Here is a 24,396-nt window from a genome sequence, read left to right as displayed (position 1 = left end):
TTGTTTGTAGTAAGGTCGTATTGATATGCCCACGTGGCGGAATTGGTAGACGCGCATGGTTCAGGTCCATGTGCCGCGAGGTGTGGGGGTTCGAGTCCCTCCGTGGGCACCAAATGCTACCCGGTTTTTCGCAGTATTTGTTGTTTTGACATGCCCACGTGGCGGAATTGGTAGACGCGCATGGTTCAGGTCCATGTGCCGCGAGGTGTGGGGGTTCGAGTCCCTCCGTGGGCACCAAATGCTACCGGCCTGACAGGCCATCCGGAATCTCCGGCGCAAAACGCCGCAATCTTTGCAAGAGGATTGCGGCGTTTTGCGTTTTTGCGCTCTGCGTCCTGCCGTGCGCCCTCCCCTTCAGCAGCAGTGTTGCGCCGCCAGGTCGTCCAGGATCGGGCAATCCGAGCGCTGGTCGCCATGGCAGGAATCGGCCAGCGCGCCCAGCGTGCGCTTCATCGATTCCAGTTCGGCGATCTTGCGGTCCAGTTCGTCGATATGGGCGCGCGCCAGGCGCCGCACGTCGGCGCTGGCGCGGTCCTTGTCCTGCCACAGCGCCAGCAGGTCGCGCACCTGGTCCAGCGAAAACCCGAGCAGGCGGCTGCGGTGGATGAATTGCAGCACGCGCACGTCCTGCCCGCCGTACAGGCGGTAGCCGGCGTCCGTGCGCCGCGCCGGCGGCAGCAGGCCGATCGCTTCGTAGTGGCGGATCATCTTGGCCGTCACGCCGGACGCCTTCGCGGCCTCGCCGATATTCCATTGCGTGTCCATCATCGTTTTCTCCGATCATCCCGGCCAGCATACACCTTCCCACGATGGCAAGGTCAAGCCGCATCCGACGGCCGCGCTTGACTTGCGGCGCCAAGCGGTTAAGCTCGGCGGACCATGAAGCGCACATTCCCGATCGTATCCCTCCTCCTCGGCGCCACGCTGCTGGCGCAGGCGGCGCCGGCGCCCTGGTACCAGTGGCGCAGCAAGGCGGACGGCAAGCTCGCCTGTTCGCAGGTTCCACTCGGCCACGGCTGGGAGAAATTCGACGGTCCCTATCGTGACGCCCGTTGCGAATTCCGGATTCCTGCTAAATAATCGACAATATTGAAGTTCAGCAAAGAACACGAAGGAGCAGTACCGGACCGCGCATTTCCACACGCAGCACCAACGAGGAGACACCGATGTTCACCAATCCCGAGCAATTCGCATCCGCCACCAAGACGCTGTTCGACCTGCAGGTGCAGACCTTCAATGCACTGGCCAGCAAGGCCGTGCAGGGCGTCGAGCAGGTCGTGGCGCTGAACATGGCGACCGCCAAGCAGTCGATGGAGAACACGCTGGCCGCGAGCCGCCAGCTGAGCCAGGCGCCGGACCCGAAGGCGGCCATCGACGCGCTGCAGGCCCGCATGCAGCCGGGCGTCTCGGAAGCGACGGCCTACGGCGAGCAACTGCGCCAGATCGTCTCCGACATCCAGAAGGAATTCCAGCAAGCCGCCGACACCCACCTGGTGGAAGCGAAGAACACGCTGTCGGCGCTGATCTACGACGTCACCCAGAACGTCAAGCCGGGCCAGGAAAACGCCGTCGAGATCATCAAGGCCGCCATCGAGAACGCGTTCCGCGGCTACGAGCAGGTGACGCAATCGACGCGCGACGCGATGAAGCGCGTCGAGGAACAGGTGACCAGGGCCACCGAGCAGCTGGCCAAGGCGGGGCAGGCGGCGGCATCGTCGGCGCAATAAGAACCCGTCTCGCGTCGCCCCGGCGCGGGCCGGGGTCGGGTTTGCCCGTGCCGCCGTCGGGCCGGCAACATGTCGCTCCGGCCGGCGCCGGGGCGACCGCTTCTACGCCGGCGGTTTTTCGCCGACGCCCAGCATCTCTTCGATGTGCGCCACCGCGGCTTCGTCCTTGACCAGGCCGCGCAGCCACACGTGCAGCGGCTGTTCACCCCAGTGCGCGGCCTTGTCGGCCAGGTAGGCCACCGGGCTGTGCGGCTCGGTGCGGCGGAAGAACTCGGCCACCGCGCGTAGCTGGGCCAGGGCCTGGACGCGCGTCTGCAGCGGTCCCGCCGCCATGCCGGCGCCGGCGGCGGGCGCCGGCATGGCGGCCGGTGCCGCAGCCGCCACGGCCGGCGCGCCCGCCGGCGGCGCCGCCAGCGGCTTGAGGAACAGGTGCAGGTCTTCCATCGTCGCGCGCGCCGCGCCGAAGCCGGGCGCCTCGGCGCCCAGGCGGGCGTCGACGCTGCGCTCCAGCCGCGCGATCGCCTCCACGCAGTATTCGCAGTCGCGCATCAGGCCGACGTAGAAGCCGGCCGAACCGCGCCGGCGCGCCGTCTCCAGCCGCGCCAGCGCGTCGCCGCCCTGCGCGCGCGCCGCCTCGATGTCGGCCAGCGCATACGCCTCGTTCCCTTCGGTCAGCGGGATCGCGCGCAGCCACGGGCCGATGCGCGCCGCCACCCAGGCCAGGTTGCCGATGCGCTGCTCGCAGCCGCCGTCCTCGGGCAACGGGTACAGCGATTCCCACCAGCGCTCGCACAGCATGGCGACCAGCATCAGGCTGTCGCCCAGGCCGCGCAGCCCGCCCGTCTTCGCGCCCGCCTCGGCCAGCCAGACGGCCAGCTGCAGGTCCTTGCTGCGCTTTTCGATCAGCTGGGCGCACTGCCTGGCGACGAACTTCCAGTCCGCCTCCTTCAGTTCCGTGACCCAGGCGCCCTGCTCCAGCGACGGATCGTCGGCCTGGCGCGCGCGCGCGATGGCATCGATCTCGCTCGAGAACGCCAGGTCCTCGCCGCAGGGACGGCCGGCGTCGATCGGCGCCAGCAAGGTTTCCAGGTTCAGCATCGCGTCCTCCTCACGCCGGTTCGACGGCGTACTTGATCTTGCCGGCGCGGGTCGCGCCCACCTTGACCCGGCCGATCGCACCGCCGGCCGCCATCTGCGCCAGCACGGCGTCGGCGATCTCGGGCAGCAGCGTGCCGTTCAGGATGGTGTCGACGTTGCGCGCGCCCGCGTCGACCTCGGTGCAGCGCGCCAGCACGGCCGCCACCAGCGCGTCGTCGTACGCGAACACGGCCTGGTGGTTGTCCAGCACGCGCAAGCGGATGCGTTCCAGCTTGAGGCGGATGATGTCGGCCAGCACTGCGTCGTCGATCGGGTAGAACGGCACCACGGCCAGGCGCCCCAAAAAGGCCGGCTTGAAGTGGCGGGCCAGCGCCGGGCGCACCAGTTCGGCCAGCTGTTCCGGCGTCGGGCGCTCGGCCGCCGGCTTGTTCAGGCACGCGCCCATGATCTGGCTCGAGGCCGCGTTCGAGGTCAGGATGATCAGCGTGTTGCGAAAGTCGATCGTGCGGCCCTCGGCATCGTCCAGCACGCCCTTGTCGAACACCTGGAAGAACAGTTCGAGCACGTCCGGGTGGGCCTTTTCCACCTCGTCCAGCAGCACCACGCTGTACGGGTTGCGGCGCACCGCCTCGGTCAGCACGCCGCCCTCGCCATAGCCGACGTAGCCCGGGGGCGAGCCCTTCAGGCCGGACACGCTGTGCGCTTCCTGGTACTCGCTCATGTTGATGGTGACGAGCTTGCGCTCGCCGCCGTACAGCAGGTCGGCCAGCGCCAGCGCCATCTCGGTCTTGCCCACGCCGGAGGTGCCGACGAACAGGAACACGCCCTTGGGCTTGTTCGGGTCTTCCAGGCTGGCGCGCGCCGTGCGCACGCGCTGGGCGACGATGCCGCTGGCGTGGCGCTGGCCCAGGATGCGCTCGTCCAGCAGGCCCTGCAGGTTCATCACGGTGCGCAGCTCGTCCTTGACCATGCGGCCCAGCGGGATGCCGGTCCAGGCGGCGACGACGCCGGCCACCGTGTGGCCGTCGACCTGCACCGGCACCAGCGGCGCCTCGCCCTGCAGCGCGTGCAGCTCGGCGCGCTGGGCCTGCAGCAGGGCGGCGTCCGCGCCCTCCCCGGCACCGGCCTGGCCGCCGGCTTCCAGGCGCGCGCGCGTGGCCTGGATGGCGGCGCACAGGACCTGCTCGGCGTCCCAGCGGCGGCGCAGGTCGTCCTGCAGGCCGGCCGCGGCATCGCGTTCGGCGCGCAGCGTGCCTAGGGCCCGGTCGTGGTCGCCGCCGGCATGGCGCTCGCGCACCAGCGCGCCGATGCGCGCGTCCAGGCGCTCGAGCCGGCGCGTGCAGTCCTCCAGCAGCGCCGGCGTGGCCTTCTGGCCCAGCGCGACCTTGGCGCAGGCGGTATCGAGCACGCCGATCGCCTTGTCCGGCAGTTGCCGTCCGCTGATGTAGCGGTGCGACAGGCGCACGGCCTCGACGATCGCCTCGTCCCAGATGCGCACGCCGAAATGCCGTTCCATCAGCGGCGCCATCGCGCGCAGCATGGCGCAGGCCGTGTCCTCATCGGGCTCCTCGACCTTGATCACCTGGAAGCGCCGCGCCAGCGCCGCATCCTTCTCGAAGTATTTCTTGTACTCGCTCCAGGTGGTCGCGGCGATGGTGCGCAGTTCGCCGCGCGCCAGCGCCGGCTTGAGCAGGTTGGCCGCGTCGTTCTGGCCGGCCGCGCCGCCGGCGCCGATCATCGTGTGCGCCTCGTCGATGAACAGCACGATCGGGTGCGGGCTCTTCTTCACTTCCTCGATGACGTTCTTCAGGCGGTTCTCGAATTCGCCCTTGACGCTGGCGCCGGCCTGCAGCAAACCCATGTCCAGCGTGTGGATCTCGACGCCCGCCAGCACGTCCGGCACGTCGCCCTCGGCGATGCGCAGCGCCAGGCCCTCGACGACGGCGGTCTTGCCGACGCCGGCCTCGCCGGTGAGGATGGGATTGTCCTGGCGCCGCCGCATCAGGATGTCGATGGCCTGGCGGATCTCGGCGTCGCGACCGATCACCGGGTCCAGCTTGCCGTCGCGCGCGCGCTGCGTCAGGCAGGTCGTGTACTGGTCCAGCGCCGGCGTGCGTCCGGGCGCGCACGCCTGCAGCGCGCCGACCGGGTCGCCGCCGTCGTCCGGCACGGGCGCCGCCGGCACGCACGGCGCTTCCACCGAGTCGCGCGTCAGCTGGTCGAAATCGTGCTTGAGGCGGTCGAGCGGAAATGCAGCAAAATGGCGCGAGGCGCGCTGCGCCAGCTGCGCCAGGCCGGGCTCGGTGAGCAGCGCCAGCAGCAGGTGGCCGCTGCGGATGCGGTTCGGCTGCCCGTCGGCCGGCACGCCCAGCGAGGCGATCAGCCAGGCATGCTCGAACAGCACCGGCAGGTGGCGCGAGAACACCGGCGTGCGCGTGCTGCCGCCGGGCAGGCGCTCGACTTCGCGGCGCAGGTCGGTCTCCAGCGCGCCCAGGGCGATGCCGGCCTGGCGCGCGGCCACCACGACGTCGCTGCCGGGCTGTTCCAGCAGCGCCAGGAACAGGTGCTCGAGGTCGACCTCGTACTGGCCGAACCCCACGCAGATGCCGGCGGCGCGCGTGGCGGCGGCGCGCGTGGTGTCGTTCAGCTTGCCGATCAGGGTCTTCAGGTTGACGTCCATCGTGGTTGTCCTTTGGCTGGGGTGGCCGGGTTGGGCCGGGTTGGGCTGGCTGCGGCGCCGGGGATCAGGAGCGCGCCGGGCGCCCGGTCCTGTCGACCTTGTAGTGCAGCGACGACGGCTGCAGCACCGCGTCGAAATCGACCGGCTCGGCGCCGTCGCCGCTGCGCAGCGTCGCGTGGATCACGAAGCGCAGGCGGTTGACGGCGCCCGGCTCCGGTTCGAGGACGGCGCTGACGCCGGCCAGGCGCGGCTCGTGGCGTTCGATCGCCTCCTTGATGCCGGCGCAGATGGCGGCGCGGTCCTCGCTGCCGGACAGGCTGAACGCGGCGAAGTCGGCCAGGCCGTAGTCGAGCACCGAGGCGCGCGCCTGCGGCCAGGCATCCAGGCTGTCCTGCGCCAGGCCGGAGCGGGTGTTCAGCAGCGCCTCGAGGTCGCGCACGATGCTGTCCTTGAGCTGTTCGAGGCTTTGGCGGCCGGCCGGCTCGCCCGCGCGCTCGCCCATCAGTCGCTCGAACAGGCCGGGCAGGTAGGGGGTCACGCGCGGCTCCGCAAAAAAGACCGCGGCGCGAGGCCGCGGCGAACGCGCCATCGCAGGGCGCAGGGGAACGATCCGGAACGCGGCGCGTCAGGCGGTCTTGTTGGTGGCCAGGTCCCAGCCGCCGGAGGTGTTGCCGCCGGCCCCGCCGCCGATCTTCTGCTGGGTGTACTTCCACTTGACCTTGGAGAACTTCAGGCCCACGTCCTCGGTCAGGAAGTTGCCCTCCTCGACCGCCGGCTTGATCGAGCCGATCAGCACGTTCTCGAGCTCGATCTCGAAGTACTTGACGCGTTCGCCCTGGCCGTCGGCGCGCATGAATTCGAGCTTGGCCTTGGGGATCGTCTTGCCCGACGAGCAGGTCTGCAGCAGCACCGGCGAGGACAGGTCGGCCAGCTTGGTGAAGGCGATCTCGGAATGCTCGCAGCGCTCGGCCGTGTGGCCGCCGCCGGTCGACGCGGTGGCCGACTTCGGCTGCAGCACGCCCCAGTTCACGGACTTGCACTCGATCCAGTCCTTGTGCTTGTCGTCGGCAGATTCGCCCTTGATGCCGTCGATTTGCAGGTACACGTCTATTGCCATGTTCTACTCCAGTGTGGGTGAATGAAAGGTTCAGGACTTGGTCGACTGCGGCAGCTCCGCGACCAATCGGAGCGAAACGGACAGCTCGTCGAGCTGGAAATGCGGACGCAGGAACGACACCGCACGGTACACGCCCGGGCGGCCCGGCACCTCGGCCACCTGCACGCTGGCTTCGCGCAGCGGGAACTGCGCCTTCTGTTCCTGGCTGGCGTTGTCGTCCAGCAGGACGTACTGCGTCAGCCAGCGGTTCAGGTAGTCCTCGACGTTGGAGGCGGCGGCGAAGCTGCCGATCTTGTCGCGCATCATGGCCTTCATGTAGTGGGCGATGCGCGACACCGCGAAGATGTACTGCAACTGCGAGGACAGCAGCGCATTGGCGTTGGCGGCGTCGTTGGCGTACTTGCGCGCCTTCTGCGCCGACTGCGCGCCGAAGAACGCCGCGTACGACGTGTTCTTGCAGTGGACCAGCGAGATGAAGCCCAGGTCCGACAGCTCCTTCTCGCGGCGGTCGGTGATCGCCAGCTCGGTCGGGCACTTCAGCGCGACCTCGCCTTCGTCGGTCTTGAACGTGTGCGTGGGCAGGTTCTCGACCAGGCCGCCGCCCTCGACGCCGCGGATCGCCGCGCACCAGCCGTAGTCCTCGAAGGCCTTGGTCAGCCGCGTCGCGAACGCATAGGCGGCGTTGCACCACAGGTATTTGTGGTGGTCGGTGCCGTCGACGTCCTCGACGAAGTTGAAGCCCTCGGTGGCGGTGCCGTCGACCGGGTTGTACGGCAGGCGGCCCAGGAAGCGCGGCAGCGTCAGGCCGACGTAGCGCGCGTCCTCCGATTCGCGGAACGCCTTCCACTTGGCGTATTCGACGGTGTCGAACACCTTGGCCAGGTCGCGCGGCCGGCCCAGGTCGCCGAAGCTCTCGACCCCGAACAGTTCCGGCGCGCTGGACGTGATGAAGGGCGCGTGCGCGGCCGCGGCCACGTGCGACATCTGCTCGAGGAAGTAGACGTCCTCGGGCTGGCGCGACACCTCGAAGTCGCCGATCAGGGTGCCGTAGGGGGCGCCGCCGAAGCTGCCGAATTCTTCCTCGTAGACCTTCTTGAACAGCGTGCTCTGGTCGAATTCCAGCCCCGACTGGAAGTCCTTGACCAGCTCGCGCTTGCTCGCGTTGAGCATGCGGATCTGCAGGTTGGCGCTGGTGGCGCTGTTCTTGACCAGGTAGTGCAGGCCGGTCCAGCTGCGTTCGAGTTTCTGGAACTCGGGCGCATGCATGATCGCCGAGAGCTGCGTCGAGATCATGCGGTCCAGTTCCGCCAGGCGCGCGTCGATCGTCGCCGACAGGTTGGCCGAGACGACCATCGTCCCTTCCATCACCTGGCTGACCAGTTCCGAGATGATGTCGCGGGCGCGCGCATGCTCGCTGCTCGACTTGGCGACGCGGCTCTGCTCGACGATCTGGTCGAGCAGGCCGGTATCGAGTTCGACGGCGTGGGCCTGGCCCGGGGCCGGAGCGGCGACCGGCGCGTCGGCGGCGTTCATTGCTCCTCCTTGCCGGCGACCGGCCTGCGCAGGCTGTCCAGCTTCTCGGTATTGGTCAGCACGTCGTTGAGGATGTCTTCCAGCTTGTCGTTGCCGGCCAGCTTGTTGCGCAGGTCGGCCAGCTTGCTGCGCGCCTCCAGCAAGCCCTGCAGCGGCCCCACCTGCTGCACCACGGCCTCGGGGCGGAAATCGGACATGGCGTGGAACTGCAGGCGCACCCCGAACTCGCCGCCTTCCTCGGACAGGTGGTTCTGCACGCGAAAGCTGGCGACCGGCGCCACGCCGTCCAGCACCTCGTCGAAGTTGTCGGCGTCGACGCTGACGAACTTGCGGTCCTTCAGGCGCTTCCTGGCGGCGTCGGGGTCGCTGCCGAAGTCGCCCAGCACGCCCACCACGAAGGGCAGTTCCTTGTTCTCGATGGCGTCGCCGATCTCGACGTCGTAGGTCATCTGCACGCGCGGGGCGCGCACTTTCTGCAGGCGTTTCTGCACGCTTTCATTCTTGGCCATGGCGGCTCCAGGTCGGGGTTGGCGGGCGGCGCGTCACTTGAGCGCGCCGAACGGGTCGTTCGAGGCGCGCGCCCCGGACGGCGCGGCGATGGCTCGCTTCGCGCCCCCGTCCCGGGTGCGCGCGGGGGCCGCCGGCCGGGTCACGAGTTCGGTCTCGTTCAGGTTCGCGCGCAGCAGCTTGGCCAGTTCCTGGGCCTCGCTGCGCACGTTGCCGGTCAGGTTGTTCTTCTGGCTCAGTTCGGACAGCGCCCTGCTGGTCACGCGCAAGCCGCTGACCGCGACGATGCTGTTGGCCAGCGTGTCGTCCGGATCGCGTTCCAGCGCTTCCAGCGCATTCACGATGGCCTCGCCATAGTTGGCGCCGTCGAAGCGCATCTGCGCCATGCGCACCCACGGCGTCTTTTCGGTCGGGAAGCTGGCCCCGGCCTTCTGCAGGATCGTATAGGCCTTGTCGTTCTGGCCGGCCATCACGGCGGCGTCGGCCTCCGCCATGGCGGCGCCCACCGTCGGCGCGGGTCTGGCGGCGGCGACCGGCGCCGGGCCCGTGCTGGCGCAGGCGGCCAGCAGCGCGCTGCAGGCGATCGTGGCAAGCGGCATCAAGCGTTGGAATGTCATCTGGCTCTCCCGGGTTGAAATCAGACGCCATTATTGGCGGTCCGTTTTCCCAAAGAATTGCGTGGGGTCAACACAGGTTTGGCGGGAAATTGCGCGCGATCGAAAGCGGCGTTGCGCGGACGCAGGAAGCAACGTGCTGCTTGCCGTTAAATCTGCGATGGCTCTTTATTTTCGGCAAGGAAACCATGAACCCGATCAAGCGTTCCCTCCTCCTGGCGAGCGCCTGCCTGTCGCTCGCCGCCTGCGCCGGCGACGGTCCGGGCACGCTGGCCGGCGCGACCCTCGAGGCGGTGGGCCTGCGCAAGCCGGCGCCCCCGGCCGCACTGCCGGACGCGCTGCAGCCGCCGCGCGAGGTCGTCCTGCACCTGCACGCGGCGCCGCGCCTGAACCTGGACGCGCGCGGCCAGCCGCTGGCGCTGCTGGTGCGCGTGTTCAAGCTGCGCCAGCGCGCCGCCTTCGAGCAGGCGCCCTATGCCGCCTTCCTGGCGCCGCAGGCCGAGCGCGAGGCGCTGGGCGCCGACCTGGTGGAAGCGCGCGATGTGATGCTGGTGCCGGGCCAGCGCCTCGACCTGCAGGAAAAGCTGGGGCGCGAGGCTGCCTGGATCGGCGTCGTCGCCCTGTTCCATGCGCCGGCGCCCCAGGGCTGGCGCCTGGCGTTCGCGGCCGAGGACGCGGCGCGGGCCGGCGTCACGATCGGCCTGCATGCCTGTGCGCTGAGCGTCGGCGCGGGCGCGGCGGCGGCCAGTCCGGTCAAGCCGCTGTCGCTTGTGCGGTGTCAATGACTACCCAAAAGTTTCCAGCAAGCTAGAGCGCTGTCGCCGACCGTTACCGCGCACTGCGGTCGCGTGGCGGCCAACCGGAGAGTCCCGTGAACATACCCGCGAAAGTCTTGTGGGGCGAAGGCCTGTTCCTGCGCCCCCAGCATTTCCAGCAGCAGGACCGCTACCACGAGGCGCGCCTGGGGGAGACGGCCAGCGCGCTGCATCCATATTGCTGGGGCGTGCGGCGGCTCGAGATCGATGCCGACGCGCTCAGGGCCGACGTCCTGCGCGTGGTCGAGCTGGCGCTGATCTTCCCCGACGGCGAGATCGTGCGCGCGCCCGGCCCGGACCCGCTGCCGCAGCAGGTGCGGCTGGGCGACCTGCCGCCGGACATGCAGTCGCTCACCTTCCACGCCGCCCTGCCCGCGCTCAAGCTGCATGGCGAGAACTGCGCGGCGCGCGGCGACGCGGCGCCGGCGCAGCTGGTGCGCTACGGCCAGCGCGAGCACGACACCGACGACCTGTTCGGCGAATCCGCGCCGGCGCCGGTCGCCTACCTCACCAAGACCGTGCGCCTGGTGCCGGACCTGGAACCGCTCGACGCCTACGACAGCGTCCCGCTGGTGCGGCTGCACCGCGTGGCGACCGGCGGCTTCGAGATCGACCAGGCGTTCACGCCGCCCAGCCTGTCGATCGACGGCGCGCCCGGCCTGCATGCGCGCCTCGTGCGCCTGATGGAAAAGCTGCTGGCCAAGGTGCATGCGCTGTACGGCCACTACCGCGAGCCGGGCCGCAACGTGATCGCGCTGCGCGGCGGCGACGTCGCCTCGTTCTGGCTGCTGCACACGGTCAGCGCCGGCCACGCCGCGCTGGGCCACTACCTGGCCCACCGGGACCTGCATCCGGAGCGGCTGTTCCAGGACCTGCTGGCGCTGGCCGGCGGCCTGATGACGTTCTCGCGCGGCATCCGGCTGGAAGACCTGCCGGCCTACGCGCACCACGACCCGGGCCCGGCGTTCGCGCGCCTGGACGCGATCCTGCGCGAGCTGCTCGACACCGTGATCTCGTCGAAGTACTTCGCGATCGCGCTGGCGCACGAGCGCCCGTCCTACCACCTCGGCGCGCTCGACTCGGGCAAGATCGACGCGCACACGACCCTGTACCTGGGGGTGGCGGCCGACCTGCCGGCGCTGCAGCTGGTCGAGGTGGTGCCGCTGCGCTTCAAGATCGGGGCGCCCGAGGACGTCGACAAGCTGGTGCTGTCCGCCATGCCCGGCGTGCGCCTGGCGCATGCGCCGCAGGTGCCGGCGGCGCTGCCGGTACGGCCGGACATGGTGTATTTCGTGCTGGAGAACCGCGGCGTCCTGTACGACTGCATGTTGAAAGCCCAGGCGATCTCGATCTACGTGCCGAACGGGATCCGCGACCTCAAACTCGAACTGATAGCGATCGCAGCATGACACCCCACGTCGACCGCCGCGCCCAGGCCGCGGCCACCCCGCCCGCCCCGCCCGCCCTCGTCGACATCATGGTCGACGGCTTCTATGCGCTGTTCCTGCTCAAGAGCGGCTGCGGGCCGCAGGACAAGACCGCGTTCGCCGAGCACATGACGGCCTTCCTCGGCGACGTCGACCGCAACGCCAAGGCCCACGGCATCCCGGCCGAGGACGTGACGGCCGCGAAGTACGCGTTCTGCGCGGCCGTCGACGAGATCATCCTGCGCTCCGGCTACGACATCCGCGACGCCTGGGAAACCCGGCCCCTGCAACTGCGCCTGTTCGGCGACCAGCTCGCCGGCGAACACTTCTTCCAGCGCCTGGAAGACCTGCGCGCCAAGGGCAGCGTGCACCTGCAGGCGCTCGAGGTCTACCACATGTGCCTGCTGCTCGGCTTCGAGGGCCGCTTCGCGCTGGACGGCAAGGACAAGCTGAACTACCTGACGGCGCGCCTGGGCGACGAGATCGCCCGCATGCGCGGCAAGACCCGCGGCTTCGCCCCGCACGCCGAGCGCCCCGACCAGATCGCCCACAAGCTGGGCGGCGACGTGTCGCTGTGGGTGCTGAGCGCCGTGTTCGCCCTCGCCGGCCTGGGCGCCTGGCTGGGCCTGCGCACCGCACTGGCCCACGAAACGACGACCACCCTGGCCGCCTACAACGACCTCGTCAAACTCCCGCCCCGCTCCGCCAACGTGACCATCACCCTCCCCTGATCCCCCTCAAACCGGGGTCAGAGCCGGGGTCAGAGCCCGGTTTTTGGCAATGTCTCTGCGTCAGGGTCAGGGCACGATTTCCGGAAGGGATGTGCTCTGAAGCTATTTTCTCGATGAAAAAAAGCCGCCCGATGCGGCGGCGGGATGCGTCCGGGATCCGGCCGTGACGCCGTTCGGCTTATTGGACGACCTTGAACTCGATGCGGCGGTTGCGGGCGCGGCCTTCCGGAGTGCGGTTGTCGGCCACGGGGCGGTCCGGGCCTTCGCCGGAGACGGCGATCATGTCGGGCGCGACGCCGCGCGCCGCCACGTAGGCCTTGACGGCCTCGGCGCGCGCCTGGCTCAGCGACAGGTTGCCGGCGCGCGATCCGGCATTGTCGGTGTGGCCGATGACCTCGACCTTCTTGTCCTTCAGGCGTAACAGCACGTCGCTCATCTGGTCGAGGATGAGCTTGCCGGAGTCGGCCAGCGTCGCCTTGCCGGATTCGAATTCGATGATGCGGTCGGCCAGCACGCTGTCGAGCATGCCCTGCTCCGACGCTGCCACGCGCAGGCCGTTGTTGACGGTGTAGCCGGCGTCCAGGCCCAGCGCCAGTTCGGATGCGACCTGCTGGCGCTGCGCCTCGCTGGCGACGTCGCCGCGCAGGCTGACGCTGGTGCCGTCGACCTGCAACTGGCCGCGGCTGACGAGCTTCAGGCTCGGGCCGATCAGCCGGGCCACGTGCTCGTTCCAGTCGGGCGGCGTGGTGACGCGCCCGACGGCCAGCTGGTCGACCACGCGCGCGGCGCCGTACAGTGCGCGCAGGCGCGCCAGCAGCGCGGCCTTGGCGGCGTCGTCGCCGACGGTGCCGGAGACGACGATCGGGGCAGGCGCCTGCGCGGGATCGGCCGAAGCGACGGCAGGACCGAGGGCGCTGGCGCAGGCGAGCAGCAGGATCAGGGACTTGGGATTCACGCGGCGGCTCCGATGAAGGTTTTCAGGAACAGTTCGCGCGCCAGGCGCAGCGGCAGCATCGGCTGCTCGAGGTAGCTGGCCAGGGCGCGCACGTCGATGTCGATGCCGAGCTGCTCGTCGATCCAGTCGTTGTCGTCGAGGTGCACCTGGTGCTCCAGCGCCACCAGCGGATCGACCAGCGCATGCAGCGTGCCGGCCGCCTCGCCGCCGAATCCCACCACCAGCGACGGGCGCCCGCGCACCGTGGTCAGGAACAGCGCCAGGTCGAAGCCGCTGCGGCGGATGAAGGGCGTCACCAGCTCGAGCCAGAATGCGGCGGTCGCATGGCACGGGCCGGACGCCGGCGGCAGCGGCAGCACGAGGCTTTTCTGCAGCGCCGCCGGCCGGCTGTGCATCACCGGCTGCAGCAGCAGGCCCAGGCCGAGGATCATGCGGTTGGCCGCCAGCGCGAGGTCGGACGAGAGCTTGCCGACCGTCGCCACGGCCAGGAACTCGGTCAGCGCGGCCTCGTGCTCGCCCAACTCGACCTGGGCGTCGGCCAGCGCGTTCAGGTGCGGCGCCGGATCGACGCTGTCGCGCACGCGCGGCGCCATGCCTTCCAGGTAGCGCCACAACGGCGCGAAGGCCAGCGGGCAGCGCGCCGCGAAGCCGCCCGGATCGGGCACGTCGACGGTACGCATCATCAGGAACGGGAAGCGGCGCCCGGACTGGTCGTGGCTGGCGACCAGGTGGCCGGCCAGCGCGTGGCGCCGGCCGGGGCCGACGAAGGCGAAGCTGACCGGCGCCATGGCGTCGTAGTTCAGCTTCCAGCGCGCATCCGCCGGCAGGCGCGTCATGACCTGGACCAGCCAGTCGTCCAGCATGGCCAGCACCGGATGGTCGTCGGCCAGCTTGACGAAGTCGCCGCGCGCCGGCAGCTTGCCGAAGTAGCCGATGCGGCCGGCGCCGGCGCGGACCGCCGGCCGGTTCATTGCGCCGCTCCGGCTGCCGTGCCGGCGGTCGCCGCCACCGGCGCCGCGGCGCCGACGCCAGCGGCCTGGCGGCCCACGATCGCCTCGGGCAGGCGCAGGCCGTTGAAGCCCCGGCTGGCCTGCGCGTCCGCACCGCTGCCGGCGCTGCTGACGCGCTTCAGGTTGACGGCCACCGCCACGTTGCCGGCGCTCCAGCGCAGCTCGTGGGTGCCCGCGTCGACCCGCTTGTTGGCGGCCGCCTCGATCATCTTCTGCAGTCCGAACTGGCCCGGCACGTTGAACAGCTCGACGGTGCGGCCGTCGAAGGTGACGGCGCTGATCCTGGCCCCGCCCGCGGCCTGCGGCCCCGGGTGCACCATGTTCACCCAGGCCGGCGGCGTGTTCCGGTAGCGCAGCTGCTGGCCGTCGATCTCGATCGTGTACTCGGTGACGCCCGGCGCCGGCAGCGGCAGCAGCTGGAACACGGTCTGCGGCCCGTTGTCGGCGGCGGCGGCGACGCCGTTGGCCGACAGCGGCGCGATCCAGCCGGGAAAGCCGCTGACGGCCTGCGGCGACAGCGTGATGCCGATGTCGGCCCAGGTGCGGCTCGCCAGCACGTCGCCGCGACGCACCACCAGCGGTCCCATGGTCGTGCCGACGAACCTGGCGACGGCGCCCTCGGGACCGAACACTTGGCCGATCTCGGCCGGCGTGGCCTGGATCTGCGAGCCGGGCGCGAACGGGTACTTGGCCATCAGCGAAGTGCGGAACGGCTCGACGACCTGGGCCTGCCAGGTCTTGTTGATCTCGGATTCCGACGGCAGCACGATCATCGCGAAGGTCTGTACCAGGGGGCGCACCAGCAGCGGACGCAGCATCTGCTTCTGGCCATCGCTCATCCCGGTCAGCATCTGCTCGTCGACGTACTTCAGCGCGTCGGCCAGTTCGGAACCGCTGCCCTCCAGCGTCTGCTGCATCAGCTGCTTGGCGCCGGGGCCGGGGTCGCCCTGGTTCTTCAGCGCGTTCAGGCGGCTGCGCAGTTTCGACAGCGCGTCGAGGTAGCCGGTCATCAGCGAGGCGTCGCGCTCCTTGACCCCGACCAGGCGCGCGACGCCAGCGAATTCGCGCCCCACGGGACCGGCCACGGGGATGCCGCCCAGCGGCAGCGGACCGGCGGCATCGGCCAGCTGGCGCGCGCCGGACGGCGCCTGGCGCAGCACCACTTCGCGGAACCAGCCCAGCACGCCGCGCTTGAGCTTGACGGTGTCGACGCGCGCCTGGGCCGGGTCGTCCCAGACGGTCTGCTCGTGCACCGTGCCGAGCACCCGGGCCAGCGGCGACGATTGCGGATCGCCCAGGCGGTTCATCGCCCGCACGCTGGCGTCGAAGCCGTCCAGGTCGGCGATCGTCACGCCCTGCACGAATTTGCTCCATTCGCGCGCATAGTCGAGCTTGTACATCTCGACCAGGGCCTTCTGCACCTGCTCCGGGCTGCCTTCCAGCGTCAGGTCGTCCTTGGCCACGCTCTTGAGCACCCAGTCGCTGCTCTGCAGCTCCTTCGAGGAAGCGTCGCGGATCGCGCCCTGGACGAACTTTTCCCAGGCGTCGCGGGTGAACGCGCCGCTGACGGCATGGCTGCCGACGACGAGCGCCTGGTCCTGCTCGCCGACGATGCGCGCGACCGTCATGGCCGGGAAGCGGGTCGCGGCGCGGGTGCGGATGTCGGCGTACACGCGCTCGCGCGCCGGCGTGCCGCGCACCACGCGGCGCAGGTTCTCGCGCGCGCTGTCGAGCAGGCTCAGCTTCGGCGTGATCTGCGGCCAGGCCGGATCGTCGCCATGCGCCAGCACGAAGGTCAGCAGGCGCTCGGCGCTGCGGATCATCTGCTCCTTCGGCATGGCGCCGCGGTTCGCCTCCAGCCAGCCGCGCCAGTAGCGCGTCAGCTGGTCGTTCAGGTGGCCGGGCTCCGCATGGCTCTTGTCGGCCAACATCAGGTAGGTCTTCAGCGCGTTGTACGCATCGCCGACGTTGGTCGCCGAGATGGCCTGGTAGTCCTGACCGGGCCGGACCGCCGGCGTGGCGCGCGCGTCGGGGTCGAGCTGGGCGGCATTGGCGTTCATCTCGGCGAGCAGGCTTTCCAGCGCGGCGGCCACCGGCAGCACCATCACCTCGCGCACGCCGGCGAAGTATTCGTCGCGCAGCTTGCGCTCCAGCGCCGCGCCCTGGTACAGGCCGAAGGACAGCGCCAGCGGCCGGTCGGTGCGATAGCGTTCCAGCTGGACGATGCGGTCCTGCAGGATTTCCAGTGCCTCCAGGCGCGACTGCAGGTCGGCGCGCCGCGCCTGCAGCTTGCTCACCTTGTCGAGGTCGGCACGGACGTTCGCGACCAGTTGCCGGTTGCCCATGTACGACCAGCTCCAGCCGCCCAGCGCGCAGCCCAGCAGGATGGTGGCCGCGAAGAACACGCCGACCTTCAGGCGCGCCGCCGCCGGGCTGGTGTAGCGCTTGACCAGGTCGCGGTCGGCGAAGATCACCTTGCGGAACAGCTGCAGCAGGAAGTAGCCCGACTGTTCGTCGTTGTGCGCGTCATTGTGCGCGTCGTTGGGCGCTTCGTCGCGCCCCCCGTTGCGTCCCTCGTCGTGCACCTCGCCGCGTCCGTCCTTGCCTCCCGCGCGCGCGCCGGACGGGTGCAGCGCCAGGTCGAAGCGGGCCGCCACGCGGCGCGACGACTGGTTTTCCAGCGCGCCTTCCTGCAGCGCGCTGGTGAAGTAGAAGCCGCGGAACACCGGCTTGAACTGCCAGGTGTTTTCCTCGAACAGCGTGGCCAGGAAGGCGCGCAGCTGCGGCTTGAGCGCTACGAATTCCAGCGGGAACGTGAACACGCCGGGACGCGGCGCGGCGCTGCGGTTGCCGGCCATGCTGGCCAGGCGCATTTCCTTGAGGCCGTCGTACAGCTCGTCGAAGTGACGGTCGAAGAAGCCCAGCACGTCGACCGGCGTGCTGCGCCGGTTGTAGCGCAGCGTGGCGCCCCAGACCCGCTCGCGTTCGCCGCGCTCGCTGTCGTGGAAGAAGTCGGCGAAGCCGGCGATCAGGTCGGCCTTGGTGAAGATCACGTAGACCGGCGCATGCACGCCCAGGTGTTCCGTCAATTCCTGCACCCGCGTGCGCAGGCTCTTGGCCAGCTCGATCGACGCGGCCGGGTCGCCGCCGCCCAGTTCGGCGACACTGACCGCGATCAGGATGCCGTTGATCGGCGCGCGCGGACGGTGCCGGCGCAGCAGGTCGAGGAAGCCGAACCACTCGGCGCGGTCGACGTCGAAGACGGCGTAGCGACCCGCGGTGTCGAGCAGGATGCCGTCGGTGGTGAAGAACCAGTCGCAGTTGCGGGTGCCGCCCACGCCCTGCACGGCCTTGCTGCCCGGGATCGGGAAGGTCAGGCCCGAATGCTTGATGGCGCTGCTCTTGCCGGCTGCCGGGTTGCCGATAATCATATACCAGGGCAATTCATACAGCGCCGCCGCGCCACGCGTCAGGCCCAGCTTGGACGTCTTGATGGTATTGATCGCTTCCAGCATGCCCTTGCGCAGCACGGCCGCCTCGCTGCCGCCCGGCGCCGTGGCGTCGGCCACGCCATCCTTGCCGATGCCGTCCGCCAGCGCCGCGCCGAGGGCGGCCGCGGCGCGGCGCGCGCGCCAGGCGCGCAGCAGGCGCCAGATGCCCCAGCCGGCCAGCCCCAGCAGGCCCGCCAGCAGGATCCAGAGCACGGCATCCTCTGGCGCGTCGGAATCCGTCCACACACATGCCGCCAGGACGGCCAACGCGACGATGCCGGTCACGGCCAGCACGCGCCGGTCGGTGAGAAACTGCCAGAGTCGGGCCATAATCGTTCGCTCGATGATGTGATTACCGTCGGCAAGTCTGGCATTATTTCCTCACCGAAAATTTGAGATGAGACAAGCACGGCCATGGCACGCTTGCGCGTGCCCGGGCGTCAGCGCCGCATCACGCCGCGCAGGCGCAGCTCGGCATGGCCGAAATCCATCATGGTCCAGCGCCCGCCCCAGGTGAGGCCCAGCGACTCGGCCACCTCGCCGTACAGCTGGTAGCCGCGCATCGCCCACGGGTCCTTTTCGGAAATCACCAGCCTGCCATCGCGCCAGAACGCGCAGTCGGCCGCCAGGCCGTACTGGTGCCAGCTCTGGAAGGCGCGCGCGTTCGTCACCTGCGATCCCATGCGCGCCAGCAGGTCCTGGCGCGCCGGACTGCGGTAGCCCTCCAGCAGCGCCATCTCGTAGCCGTGCCGTTCCTTCATGATGCGAAACAGGAGCAACAGGCGCTGGCTGAAGTCCGGATGCAGCAGGCCCCAGTTGCGCGACGCGTCCACCAGCATCGGCCGCACCAGCTCCACCTCGCGCGTGGTGAAGGCCAGCGGCGGCAACGCCGCCGGCGGCACCAGGCGCTCGCCCTGGAGCAGCGCGGCCACCTGCGGGTCGACGACGGCATCGCGCGGCACCTCGCCGGGCAGCATGTCGGGACGGCGCATCAGCAGGGCCAGCAGCGAGGGGACCAGTACCAGCGGTACGCCGATCGCGCACAGGACGCGGTGGCGCCGCAGCGCCAAGCGCACGTCGCGCAGGCGCAGGCGTGCGCCGGACCAGCCGGCCTGCACCGTGGCCCCGCCGGCACGGCCCCAGCCGCCGGCCCGCCACAGCAGGCGCCGCTGCAGCATGCCCAGGCATTGCAGCAGGGCGGCGCGTCCGGCCGGGAACGCGGCCAGCCAGATCAGGCCGCACGCGACGCAAAAGTAGAGGAATGCGAGGAAGATCAGCATCGGCTTCTCCGAATTGTTTCTAATTGGAACTTAACTTCCAAATCTTAGGAGTACCGCCGTGCGCCCTACAGACGAAAATCAAGCCGGCTCCAAGCGCCCCAACCTGATGTCGTCCTCGCGCCGCGCGAACGGCGAGATCAATATCCTGGCGATGCTAGACGGCCGCTCCGGCCGGCCGTTGTCCAGGCGCGGCCGTGCCCTGCCGGCGGCGCTGTGGTACGCGTCGGCGCTGCTCGTGGCCTGCGCGCTGGTCGGCACGCTGGCCTGGCTGGCGCACGACGGCGCGGCCGCCCGCTACCCGGGCGACGACGCCGCGCACGCCGGTGGGCCGCACACCGGTGGCCCGCACGCCGGTGACCCGCACGCCGCTGCCGGCGCGACGGACGGCGCGACGGACGGCGCGGTGGACGCCCGCACGGGCCGGCCCGCTGCCGCCCCTGCGACGGCGGCAGCGGGCGCGCCGGCGGACACGTCGCTGGAGGCATCGCTCGCCGCCGCCACGCAGGCACTGGCCGCGGATGCCGCCCGCATCGACGCCGCTGCCGGCCACGGCAACACCGAGGACGCGACCGACGACCGGCCCGCCGCCGGCCACAACCGGCCGGCAGCCATGGCCATGCCGTCCGCCATGCACGCCACCACGCCGCCGACCGCGCCGCCGACCGCGCCGCCGACCGTACCCGCCGCGCCGGCCCCCGTCCCCGGTCTCGTCCCCGCGTCCCCGCCTCCCCCGCAGCACGCCGGCCGGGCCACCGTCATCGACCTGGCGCCACCGCAGGACAGGCTGGCCGCCACGCCGGGCCTGCCACCGGTGCCACCGATGCCACCGGTGCCGTCCGGGTCGTCCATGCCGCGCCAGGTCTCCGCCGCCTCTGCCGCCGCCCCCGGCCGCGACGGCTTCCACCCGCCGCCCCCGGGCATGCCGGGCGCAGCCGGCCCGGGCGCTCTGGTGGGAGGGGCGCGCGGCGCGATGGGACGCACCCCGGCCACGCACCGCCCCGCCCAGCCACCCATGGCGCGCAGCGGCGTGCCGGCGCGCCCGCGCCGTCCGGTCGCCACCGCCACCCCGGCGCCCGCCGTCGACGGCGACGTCGCCTTGATCACGGCCATCATCCAGCACACGAACCGGGCCGGCGGGCAGGACAGCCAGGAAGCGGGTGGCGCGGCCTGCGCCGAACGCTCCTGCGGGCCGAGGATGCCGGACCGTCCCTGAACCCGGGCCACCGGTTGCCGCGACGACAAGCACGACGCCGCCGGCACCGCTGCCTCGCGCGCATCGGTGCCCAAAAAGCCACGCCGGCCGCCCTGCGGCGGCAAAAGCATTGGTCCCGGCCGTGCACACCGCTATACTGTACAAAAATACAGTTGGCGATGGTTTGGCGATGATCAGGGTTCTGGAAAACGAGTTTTATTACCTGGATAACTTCCAGCGCGTGCTGGACTGGATCGCCGAACGCTACGCCGACCTGCTCGTCGACGAAGAGCACGCCTTCATCGCGGCCTTCCCGGCGCTGCCGCGGGCGGCGCGCGCCCTGTTCGTGCGCCTGGTGATGCGCAAGGGCACGCTGTTCCGTGCCAGCAAGCTCAACTACGCCGAGATCGGCTGCCCGGTCGAGGCCGCCCGCGCGCTGCTGCCCAGCGGCTGGATCGAGCTCGATCCGGGCGTCGACCTCGACGAACTGTTCGACCTGCTGGTCAAGCCGGAGCTGGTGGCGGCGTTCGCCCTGACCGGCCCCCTCAAGACCGCGCGCAAGCCCGAGCAGCGCGAAGCGCTGCGCGCCGATCCCGCGCATGCCGGGACGCATCCGTTCTCGCACTGGATGCGCCATGACCAGGGCGGCGACGTCGCCCTGCGCCTCCTGGTGCAGCCGCTGTGCGATCGCCTGCGCCTGCTCTTCTTCGGCAACCTGAGCCAGGACTGGACCGAGTTCGTGCTGTCCGACCTCGGCCTGTTCCGCTACGAGCGCGTCGAGTTCTCGCCGGCCTCGCGCGGCTTTCGCACCCGTGCCGACATCGAGCACTACCTGCGCCTGCACGCCTGCAAGGAACGCTACTACGCCGGCGAGCCGGCGGCGGCGATCCTGCCCGACCTGCTGGCCGCGGTGCCGGCCGGCGGCTTCGACAATCCCTGGCTGGACAGCCGGCGCGAGCGCCTGATGTTCCAGCTCGGCCAGTTGTTCGAAAAGGACAAGGACTGGGAGCGCGCCCATGCCACGTATGCCGGCTGCCGCTATCCCGGCGCGCGCGGCCGCGCGATCCGCGTGCTCGAAAAGCACGAGCGCTTCGACCTCGCCCACGCGCTGTTCGAGGCCGCCAGCGCCGCGCCGGAAAGCGAGGCCGAGCGCCAGCACCTGCGACGCATCGGCCCGCGCCTGGCGCGCAAGCTCGGCCATCCCAAGTGGCCGGCGCGACGCGCCACGCCCGTCGACCGCCTCGACCTGGTGCTGCCGCCACATACGGGACTGCGCGTCGAGGGTGTCGTGCTGGAACACCTGCGGCGCGACGAGGCGCCCGTGTTCTATGTCGAGAACGCGCTGGCGAACACGCTGTTCGGCCTGCTGTGCTGGCCCGCCGTATTCGCGGCGATCCCCGGCGCCTTCTTCCACCCCTTCCATCGCGGCCCCGCCGACCTGTACAGCGCCGACTTCCATGCGCGCCGCCGCGCCGAATTCGACGCCTGCCTGGCCCTGCTGGACGACGGCGGCTACCGCGCCGCCATCCTCGCGACGCACGCGGAAAAGGCCGGCCTGCAGTCGCCCTTCGTGTCCTGGGACTGGCTGGAACGCGACGTCATCGAACTGGCGCTCGACTGCATCCCGGCCGCGCACCTGCGGCTGTGGTTCGAGCGCATCCTGGAGGACGTGCGCGACAACCGCACCGGCTTTCCCGACCTGGTGCAGTTCTGGCCGCGGGAAAAGCGCTACTGCATGATCGAGGTGAAGGGGCCCGGCGACCGCCTGCAGGACAACCAGCTGCGCTGGATCGACTATTGCGCCCGGCACGGCATGCCCGTCACCGTCTGCTACCTGCAATGGGCGCAGGAAGCGGCATGAGCGAGGCCGGCGCCGTGGCGGCGGTCCGTCGCTACACCGTGGCCGTGCGCGCCCTGTGCGAGTTCACGGCCAAGCAGGGCGACCTCGACCTGCGTTTCACGCCCTCGCCCACCGCGCAGGAAGGCATCCAGGGCCATGCGATCGTGGCCGCGCGGCGCGGCGACGACTACCGCAGCGAAGTGGCGCTCGAGGGCGAACACGGCCCCCTGCGCGTGCGCGGCCGCGCCGACGGCTACGACCCGCGGCGCAACCTGCTGGAAGAGGTCAAGACCTACCGCGGCCAGCTGGCCAGCATCCCCGCCAACCACCGCCACCTGCACTGGGCGCAGCTGCGCACCTACGGCCACCTGCTGTGCGAGCAGCTCGACCTGGAGACGGTCAACCTGGCCCTGGTCTACTTCGACATCGGCAGCCAGCGCGAGACGGCATTCGAGGAGACGCGCACGCGCGCCGAGCTGGCCACACTGTTCGCCGACCGGTGCGGCCGCTTCGTCGACTGGGCCGAGCAGGAACTGGCGCACCGGGCCGCGCGTGACGCGGCGCTGGCCGCGCTGCGCTTTCCGCACGCCGGCTTCCGCCCGGGCCAGCGCCAGCTCGCCGAGGCGGTGTTCCGCGCCAATGCCGGCAAGCGCTGCCTGCTGGCGCAGGCGCCGACCGGCATCGGCAAGACCGTCGGCACGCTGTTCCCGGCGCTGAAGGCGGCGCCCGCCCAGGGCCTCGACAAGCTGCTGTTCCTGGCCGCGAAGACGCCGGGACGGCAACTGGCGCTGGACGCCGCCGCCACCATCAAGTCCGCGCCAGGAGCGGACACGGCGCTCCCCTTGCGCGTGCTGGAACTGGCGGCGCGCGACAAGGCCTGCGAGCATCCCGACAAGGCCTGCCGCGGCGACGCCTGCCCGCTGGCGCAGGGCTTCTACGACCGCCTGCCCGCCGCGCGCGCGGCCTGCCTGGACGCGCCCCTGCTCGACCGCGCCACCCTGCGCGCGACCGGCCTGGCGCACGGCGTCTGCCCCTACTACCTGGGCAGCGAGATGGTGCGCTGGGCCGACGTCGTGGTCGGCGACTACAATTACTGGTTCGACGGCGGCGCCATGCTGTACAACCTGGCGCAGGCCGACGGCTGGCGCGTCAGCGTGCTGGCCGACGAGGCCCACAACCTGGTGGCACGGGCACGCGGCATGTATGGCGCCGAGCTGCAGCGCGGGGCCCAGAGAGCGGCGCTGCAGGCAGCGCGCGCGGTCGCGCCGGCCGCGGTCGCCAAGGCGCTGGAAAAGCTGGGCCGCGCCTGGACCGCGGCCGGCAAGGACGCGCCCCTGCCCTACCAGGTGCTGGACAAGCCGCCGGCGAAGTTCGTCGACGCGCTGGCCTCCACGGTGAGCGCCATCAGCGAGCACCTGGCCGACAGCGCCGTCCCGCTCGACCCGGCGCTGCGCGACTTTTATTTCGACGCCATGCAGTTCGCGCGCCTGGCCGAATCCTTCGGTCCGCATTCGCTGTTCGACCTGACCCGCGCGGATGCCCGCGATACCGTGCTGTGCATCCGCAACGTGGTGCCCGCGCCCTTCCTCGGCCCGCGCTTCGCGTTCGCCCATTCGACCACGCTGTTCTCGGCCACGCTCAGTCCCTGGCATTATTTCGCCGACCTGCTGGGCATGCCGGAGCACACCGCCTGGATCGACGTCGAATCGCCGTTTCGCGCCAGCCAGCTCGACGTGCGCGTGGCCGGCGCCGTCTCCACGCGCTATCGCGAACGCGGCGCCTCGCTCGCGCCGATCGCCGCGATCATGGCGCGCCAGTACCGCGAGCGGCCGGGCAACTACCTCGCCTTCTTCTCCAGTTTCGACTACCTGGCGCAGGCGCTCGAACGCCTCGAGCGCGAGCATCCGGACATCCCGACCTGGCGCCAGGCGCGCCGCATGAGCGAGCCGGAACGGGCGGACTTCCTGGCGCGCTTCGTGGCGGAGGGCCGCGGCATCGGCTTCGCCGTGCTGGGCGGCTCCTTCGGCGAAGGCGTCGACCTGCCGGGCGACCGCCTGATCGGCGCCTTCGTGGCGACGCTCGGCCTGCCGCAGGTCAATCCGGTCAACGAGCAGCTGCGCCGGCGCATGGACGAGATGTTCGGCGCCGGCTACGACTACACCTACCTGTACCCGGGCATGCAGAAGGTGGTGCAGGCGGCCGGCCGCGTGATCCGCACCGAGCAGGACCGCGGCACCGTCTGGCTGATCGACGACCGCTTCGCGCGCGCCGAGGTGCGCGCGCTGCTGCCGGCGTGGTGGCAGGTGGATGCCGGTGGCGGGGCGGGGCGGGACGGACCGGCGCCATAGCGCCGCGCGATCCTGCATGCTGCCCGCCGGC

20 protein-coding genes and 2 tRNA genes are annotated in these 24,396 nt (G+C 70.7%); 10 read left to right on the top strand and 12 right to left on the bottom strand.

Translation table 11 applies throughout. From position 1 onward, the window contains the following. The first annotated feature begins 27 nt into the window (after window positions 1-27). A tRNA-Leu gene (locus QZ749_RS06990) sits at window positions 28-112 on the top strand. Window positions 113-152: 40 nt separating this feature from the next. Continuing rightward, a tRNA-Leu gene (locus QZ749_RS06985) sits at window positions 153-237 on the top strand. A 117-nt stretch (window positions 238-354) separates the two neighbouring features. Here QZ749_RS06985 and cueR read toward each other — a convergent pair. Next, a complete protein-coding gene (cueR, locus tag QZ749_RS06980; RefSeq protein WP_296944953.1) occupies window positions 355-768 on the bottom strand; it encodes a Cu(I)-responsive transcriptional regulator in 414 nt (137 codons plus the stop codon). Window positions 769-879: 111 nt separating this feature from the next. Between cueR and QZ749_RS06975 the strand changes: the two genes are divergently transcribed. Both QZ749_RS06975 and QZ749_RS06970 read left to right on the top strand, forming a co-directional pair. Continuing rightward, window positions 880-1,080 carry a hypothetical protein gene (locus tag QZ749_RS06975; RefSeq protein ID WP_296944950.1) on the top strand — a complete coding sequence of 67 codons (201 nt, stop codon included), beginning with the start codon at window positions 880-882 and terminating at the stop codon, window positions 1,078-1,080. Window positions 1,081-1,166: 86 nt separating this feature from the next. Then, the gene (locus QZ749_RS06970; RefSeq protein ID WP_296944948.1) at window positions 1,167-1,727 is read left to right on the top strand and encodes a phasin family protein; all 561 of its coding nucleotides are present in this window, start codon (window positions 1,167-1,169) and stop codon (window positions 1,725-1,727) included. Between the two features lie 102 nt (window positions 1,728-1,829). Here the strand turns inward: QZ749_RS06970 and tssA are convergent, their stop codons facing one another. From tssA to QZ749_RS06935, 7 genes are all read right to left on the bottom strand, one after another. After that, window positions 1,830-2,825 carry a type VI secretion system protein TssA gene (gene tssA, locus QZ749_RS06965; protein WP_296944947.1) on the bottom strand — a complete coding sequence of 332 codons (996 nt, stop codon included), beginning with the start codon at window positions 2,823-2,825 and terminating at the stop codon, window positions 1,830-1,832. A 10-nt stretch (window positions 2,826-2,835) separates the two neighbouring features. Then, a complete protein-coding gene (gene tssH / locus QZ749_RS06960) occupies window positions 2,836-5,505 on the bottom strand; it encodes a type VI secretion system ATPase TssH (protein WP_296944945.1) in 2,670 nt (889 codons plus the stop codon). A 64-nt stretch (window positions 5,506-5,569) separates the two neighbouring features. Beyond that, window positions 5,570-6,043 carry a type VI secretion system baseplate subunit TssE gene (tssE, locus tag QZ749_RS06955; protein ID WP_296944943.1) on the bottom strand — a complete coding sequence of 158 codons (474 nt, stop codon included), beginning with the start codon at window positions 6,041-6,043 and terminating at the stop codon, window positions 5,570-5,572. Between the two features lie 87 nt (window positions 6,044-6,130). Beyond that, the gene (locus QZ749_RS06950) at window positions 6,131-6,622 is read right to left on the bottom strand and encodes a type VI secretion system tube protein Hcp (protein WP_296944941.1); all 492 of its coding nucleotides are present in this window, start codon (window positions 6,620-6,622) and stop codon (window positions 6,131-6,133) included. 30 nt (window positions 6,623-6,652) lie between these two features. After that, complete coding sequence (tssC, locus tag QZ749_RS06945) at window positions 6,653-8,155, bottom strand: type VI secretion system contractile sheath large subunit (protein ID WP_296944937.1); 1,503 nt, start codon at window positions 8,153-8,155, stop codon at window positions 6,653-6,655. After that, window positions 8,152-8,664 carry a type VI secretion system contractile sheath small subunit gene (tssB, locus tag QZ749_RS06940; protein WP_296944934.1) on the bottom strand — a complete coding sequence of 171 codons (513 nt, stop codon included), beginning with the start codon at window positions 8,662-8,664 and terminating at the stop codon, window positions 8,152-8,154. The genes tssC and tssB overlap by 4 nt, the downstream gene beginning before the upstream one ends. 33 nt (window positions 8,665-8,697) lie before the next feature. Further along, window positions 8,698-9,279 carry a M48 family metallopeptidase gene (locus tag QZ749_RS06935; protein WP_296944932.1) on the bottom strand — a complete coding sequence of 194 codons (582 nt, stop codon included), beginning with the start codon at window positions 9,277-9,279 and terminating at the stop codon, window positions 8,698-8,700. Between the two features lie 185 nt (window positions 9,280-9,464). Here QZ749_RS06935 and tssJ point away from each other — a divergent pair, with 185 nt between their 5' ends. From tssJ to icmH, 3 genes are all read left to right on the top strand, one after another. Further along, complete coding sequence (gene tssJ / locus QZ749_RS06930) at window positions 9,465-10,061, top strand: type VI secretion system lipoprotein TssJ (protein ID WP_296944929.1); 597 nt, start codon at window positions 9,465-9,467, stop codon at window positions 10,059-10,061. A gap of 86 nt (window positions 10,062-10,147) precedes the next feature. After that, window positions 10,148-11,500, top strand: a complete 1,353-nt coding sequence (gene tssK / locus QZ749_RS06925) for a type VI secretion system baseplate subunit TssK (protein WP_296944927.1) — start codon at window positions 10,148-10,150, stop codon at window positions 11,498-11,500. Then, window positions 11,497-12,249 (top strand): type IVB secretion system protein IcmH/DotU, encoded by a 753-nt coding sequence (gene icmH, locus QZ749_RS06920; protein WP_296944924.1) that lies wholly within the window; start codon window positions 11,497-11,499, stop codon window positions 12,247-12,249. Before tssK ends, icmH begins: the two co-directional genes overlap by 4 nt. A gap of 178 nt (window positions 12,250-12,427) precedes the next feature. On the opposite strand, the gene QZ749_RS06915 is transcribed toward icmH, so the two are convergent. The 4 genes from QZ749_RS06915 to QZ749_RS06900 all read right to left on the bottom strand — a co-directional run bounded on the left by QZ749_RS06915 (window position 12,428) and on the right by QZ749_RS06900 (window position 18,985). Beyond that, a complete protein-coding gene (locus QZ749_RS06915; protein WP_373896792.1) occupies window positions 12,428-13,204 on the bottom strand; it encodes an OmpA family protein in 777 nt (258 codons plus the stop codon). Then, window positions 13,201-14,175 (bottom strand): type VI secretion system-associated protein TagF, encoded by a 975-nt coding sequence (gene tagF / locus QZ749_RS06910; protein WP_296944921.1) that lies wholly within the window; start codon window positions 14,173-14,175, stop codon window positions 13,201-13,203. The genes QZ749_RS06915 and tagF overlap by 4 nt, the downstream gene beginning before the upstream one ends. After that, a complete protein-coding gene (gene tssM / locus QZ749_RS06905; protein WP_296944918.1) occupies window positions 14,172-18,035 on the bottom strand; it encodes a type VI secretion system membrane subunit TssM in 3,864 nt (1,287 codons plus the stop codon). The genes tagF and tssM overlap by 4 nt, the downstream gene beginning before the upstream one ends. Window positions 18,036-18,145: 110 nt before the next feature. After that, on the bottom strand, window positions 18,146-18,985 hold the full coding sequence (locus QZ749_RS06900; RefSeq protein WP_296944914.1) for a M15 family metallopeptidase: 840 nt from the start codon (window positions 18,983-18,985) through the stop codon (window positions 18,146-18,148). Window positions 18,986-19,043: 58 nt separating this feature from the next. Between QZ749_RS06900 and QZ749_RS06895 the strand changes: the two genes are divergently transcribed. The 3 genes from QZ749_RS06895 (at window position 19,044) to QZ749_RS06885 (ending at window position 24,365) form a co-directional block, all read left to right on the top strand. Then, window positions 19,044-20,198, top strand: coding sequence for a hypothetical protein (locus QZ749_RS06895; RefSeq protein ID WP_296944911.1), 1,155 nt, complete (start codon window positions 19,044-19,046; stop codon window positions 20,196-20,198). Window positions 20,199-20,367: 169 nt separating this feature from the next. After that, window positions 20,368-22,038: a VRR-NUC domain-containing protein gene (locus QZ749_RS06890; RefSeq protein WP_296944909.1), complete on the top strand. Its 1,671-nt coding sequence runs from the start codon at window positions 20,368-20,370 to the stop codon at window positions 22,036-22,038. Beyond that, window positions 22,035-24,365, top strand: coding sequence for an ATP-dependent DNA helicase (locus QZ749_RS06885; protein ID WP_296944906.1), 2,331 nt, complete (start codon window positions 22,035-22,037; stop codon window positions 24,363-24,365). The genes QZ749_RS06890 and QZ749_RS06885 overlap by 4 nt, the downstream gene beginning before the upstream one ends. Window positions 24,366-24,396: the final 31 nt, after the last annotated feature.

The organism is uncultured Massilia sp. (assembly GCF_913773735.1).
In the GTDB taxonomy this organism is placed as follows: Bacteria; Pseudomonadota; Gammaproteobacteria; order Burkholderiales; family Burkholderiaceae_D; genus Telluria.
This window is presented reverse-complemented; position numbering and strand designations above follow the sequence as displayed.

What these genes read in the sequence shown, in the direction of transcription:
- tssH (WP_296944945.1), bottom strand. Translation starts at nt 5,505, where the DNA reads ATGGACGTCAACCTGAAGACCCTGATCGGCAAGCTGAACGACACCACG.
- cueR (WP_296944953.1), bottom strand. Translation starts at nt 768, where the DNA reads ATGATGGACACGCAATGGAATATCGGCGAGGCCGCGAAGGCGTCCGGC.
- QZ749_RS06970 (WP_296944948.1), top strand. Translation starts at nt 1,167, where the DNA reads ATGTTCACCAATCCCGAGCAATTCGCATCCGCCACCAAGACGCTGTTC.
- QZ749_RS06950 (WP_296944941.1), bottom strand. Translation starts at nt 6,622, where the DNA reads ATGGCAATAGACGTGTACCTGCAAATCGACGGCATCAAGGGCGAATCT.
- QZ749_RS06885 (WP_296944906.1), top strand. Translation starts at nt 22,035, where the DNA reads ATGAGCGAGGCCGGCGCCGTGGCGGCGGTCCGTCGCTACACCGTGGCC.
- QZ749_RS06900 (WP_296944914.1), bottom strand. Translation starts at nt 18,985, where the DNA reads ATGCTGATCTTCCTCGCATTCCTCTACTTTTGCGTCGCGTGCGGCCTG.
- tssA (WP_296944947.1), bottom strand. Translation starts at nt 2,825, where the DNA reads ATGCTGAACCTGGAAACCTTGCTGGCGCCGATCGACGCCGGCCGTCCC.
- tssM (WP_296944918.1), bottom strand. Translation starts at nt 18,035, where the DNA reads ATGGCCCGACTCTGGCAGTTTCTCACCGACCGGCGCGTGCTGGCCGTG.
- tssB (WP_296944934.1), bottom strand. Translation starts at nt 8,664, where the DNA reads ATGGCCAAGAATGAAAGCGTGCAGAAACGCCTGCAGAAAGTGCGCGCC.
- QZ749_RS06890 (WP_296944909.1), top strand. Translation starts at nt 20,368, where the DNA reads ATGATCAGGGTTCTGGAAAACGAGTTTTATTACCTGGATAACTTCCAG.
- icmH (WP_296944924.1), top strand. Translation starts at nt 11,497, where the DNA reads ATGACACCCCACGTCGACCGCCGCGCCCAGGCCGCGGCCACCCCGCCC.
- QZ749_RS06975 (WP_296944950.1), top strand. Translation starts at nt 880, where the DNA reads ATGAAGCGCACATTCCCGATCGTATCCCTCCTCCTCGGCGCCACGCTG.
- tagF (WP_296944921.1), bottom strand. Translation starts at nt 14,175, where the DNA reads ATGAACCGGCCGGCGGTCCGCGCCGGCGCCGGCCGCATCGGCTACTTC.
- tssJ (WP_296944929.1), top strand. Translation starts at nt 9,465, where the DNA reads ATGAACCCGATCAAGCGTTCCCTCCTCCTGGCGAGCGCCTGCCTGTCG.
- tssC (WP_296944937.1), bottom strand. Translation starts at nt 8,155, where the DNA reads ATGAACGCCGCCGACGCGCCGGTCGCCGCTCCGGCCCCGGGCCAGGCC.
- QZ749_RS06935 (WP_296944932.1), bottom strand. Translation starts at nt 9,279, where the DNA reads ATGACATTCCAACGCTTGATGCCGCTTGCCACGATCGCCTGCAGCGCG.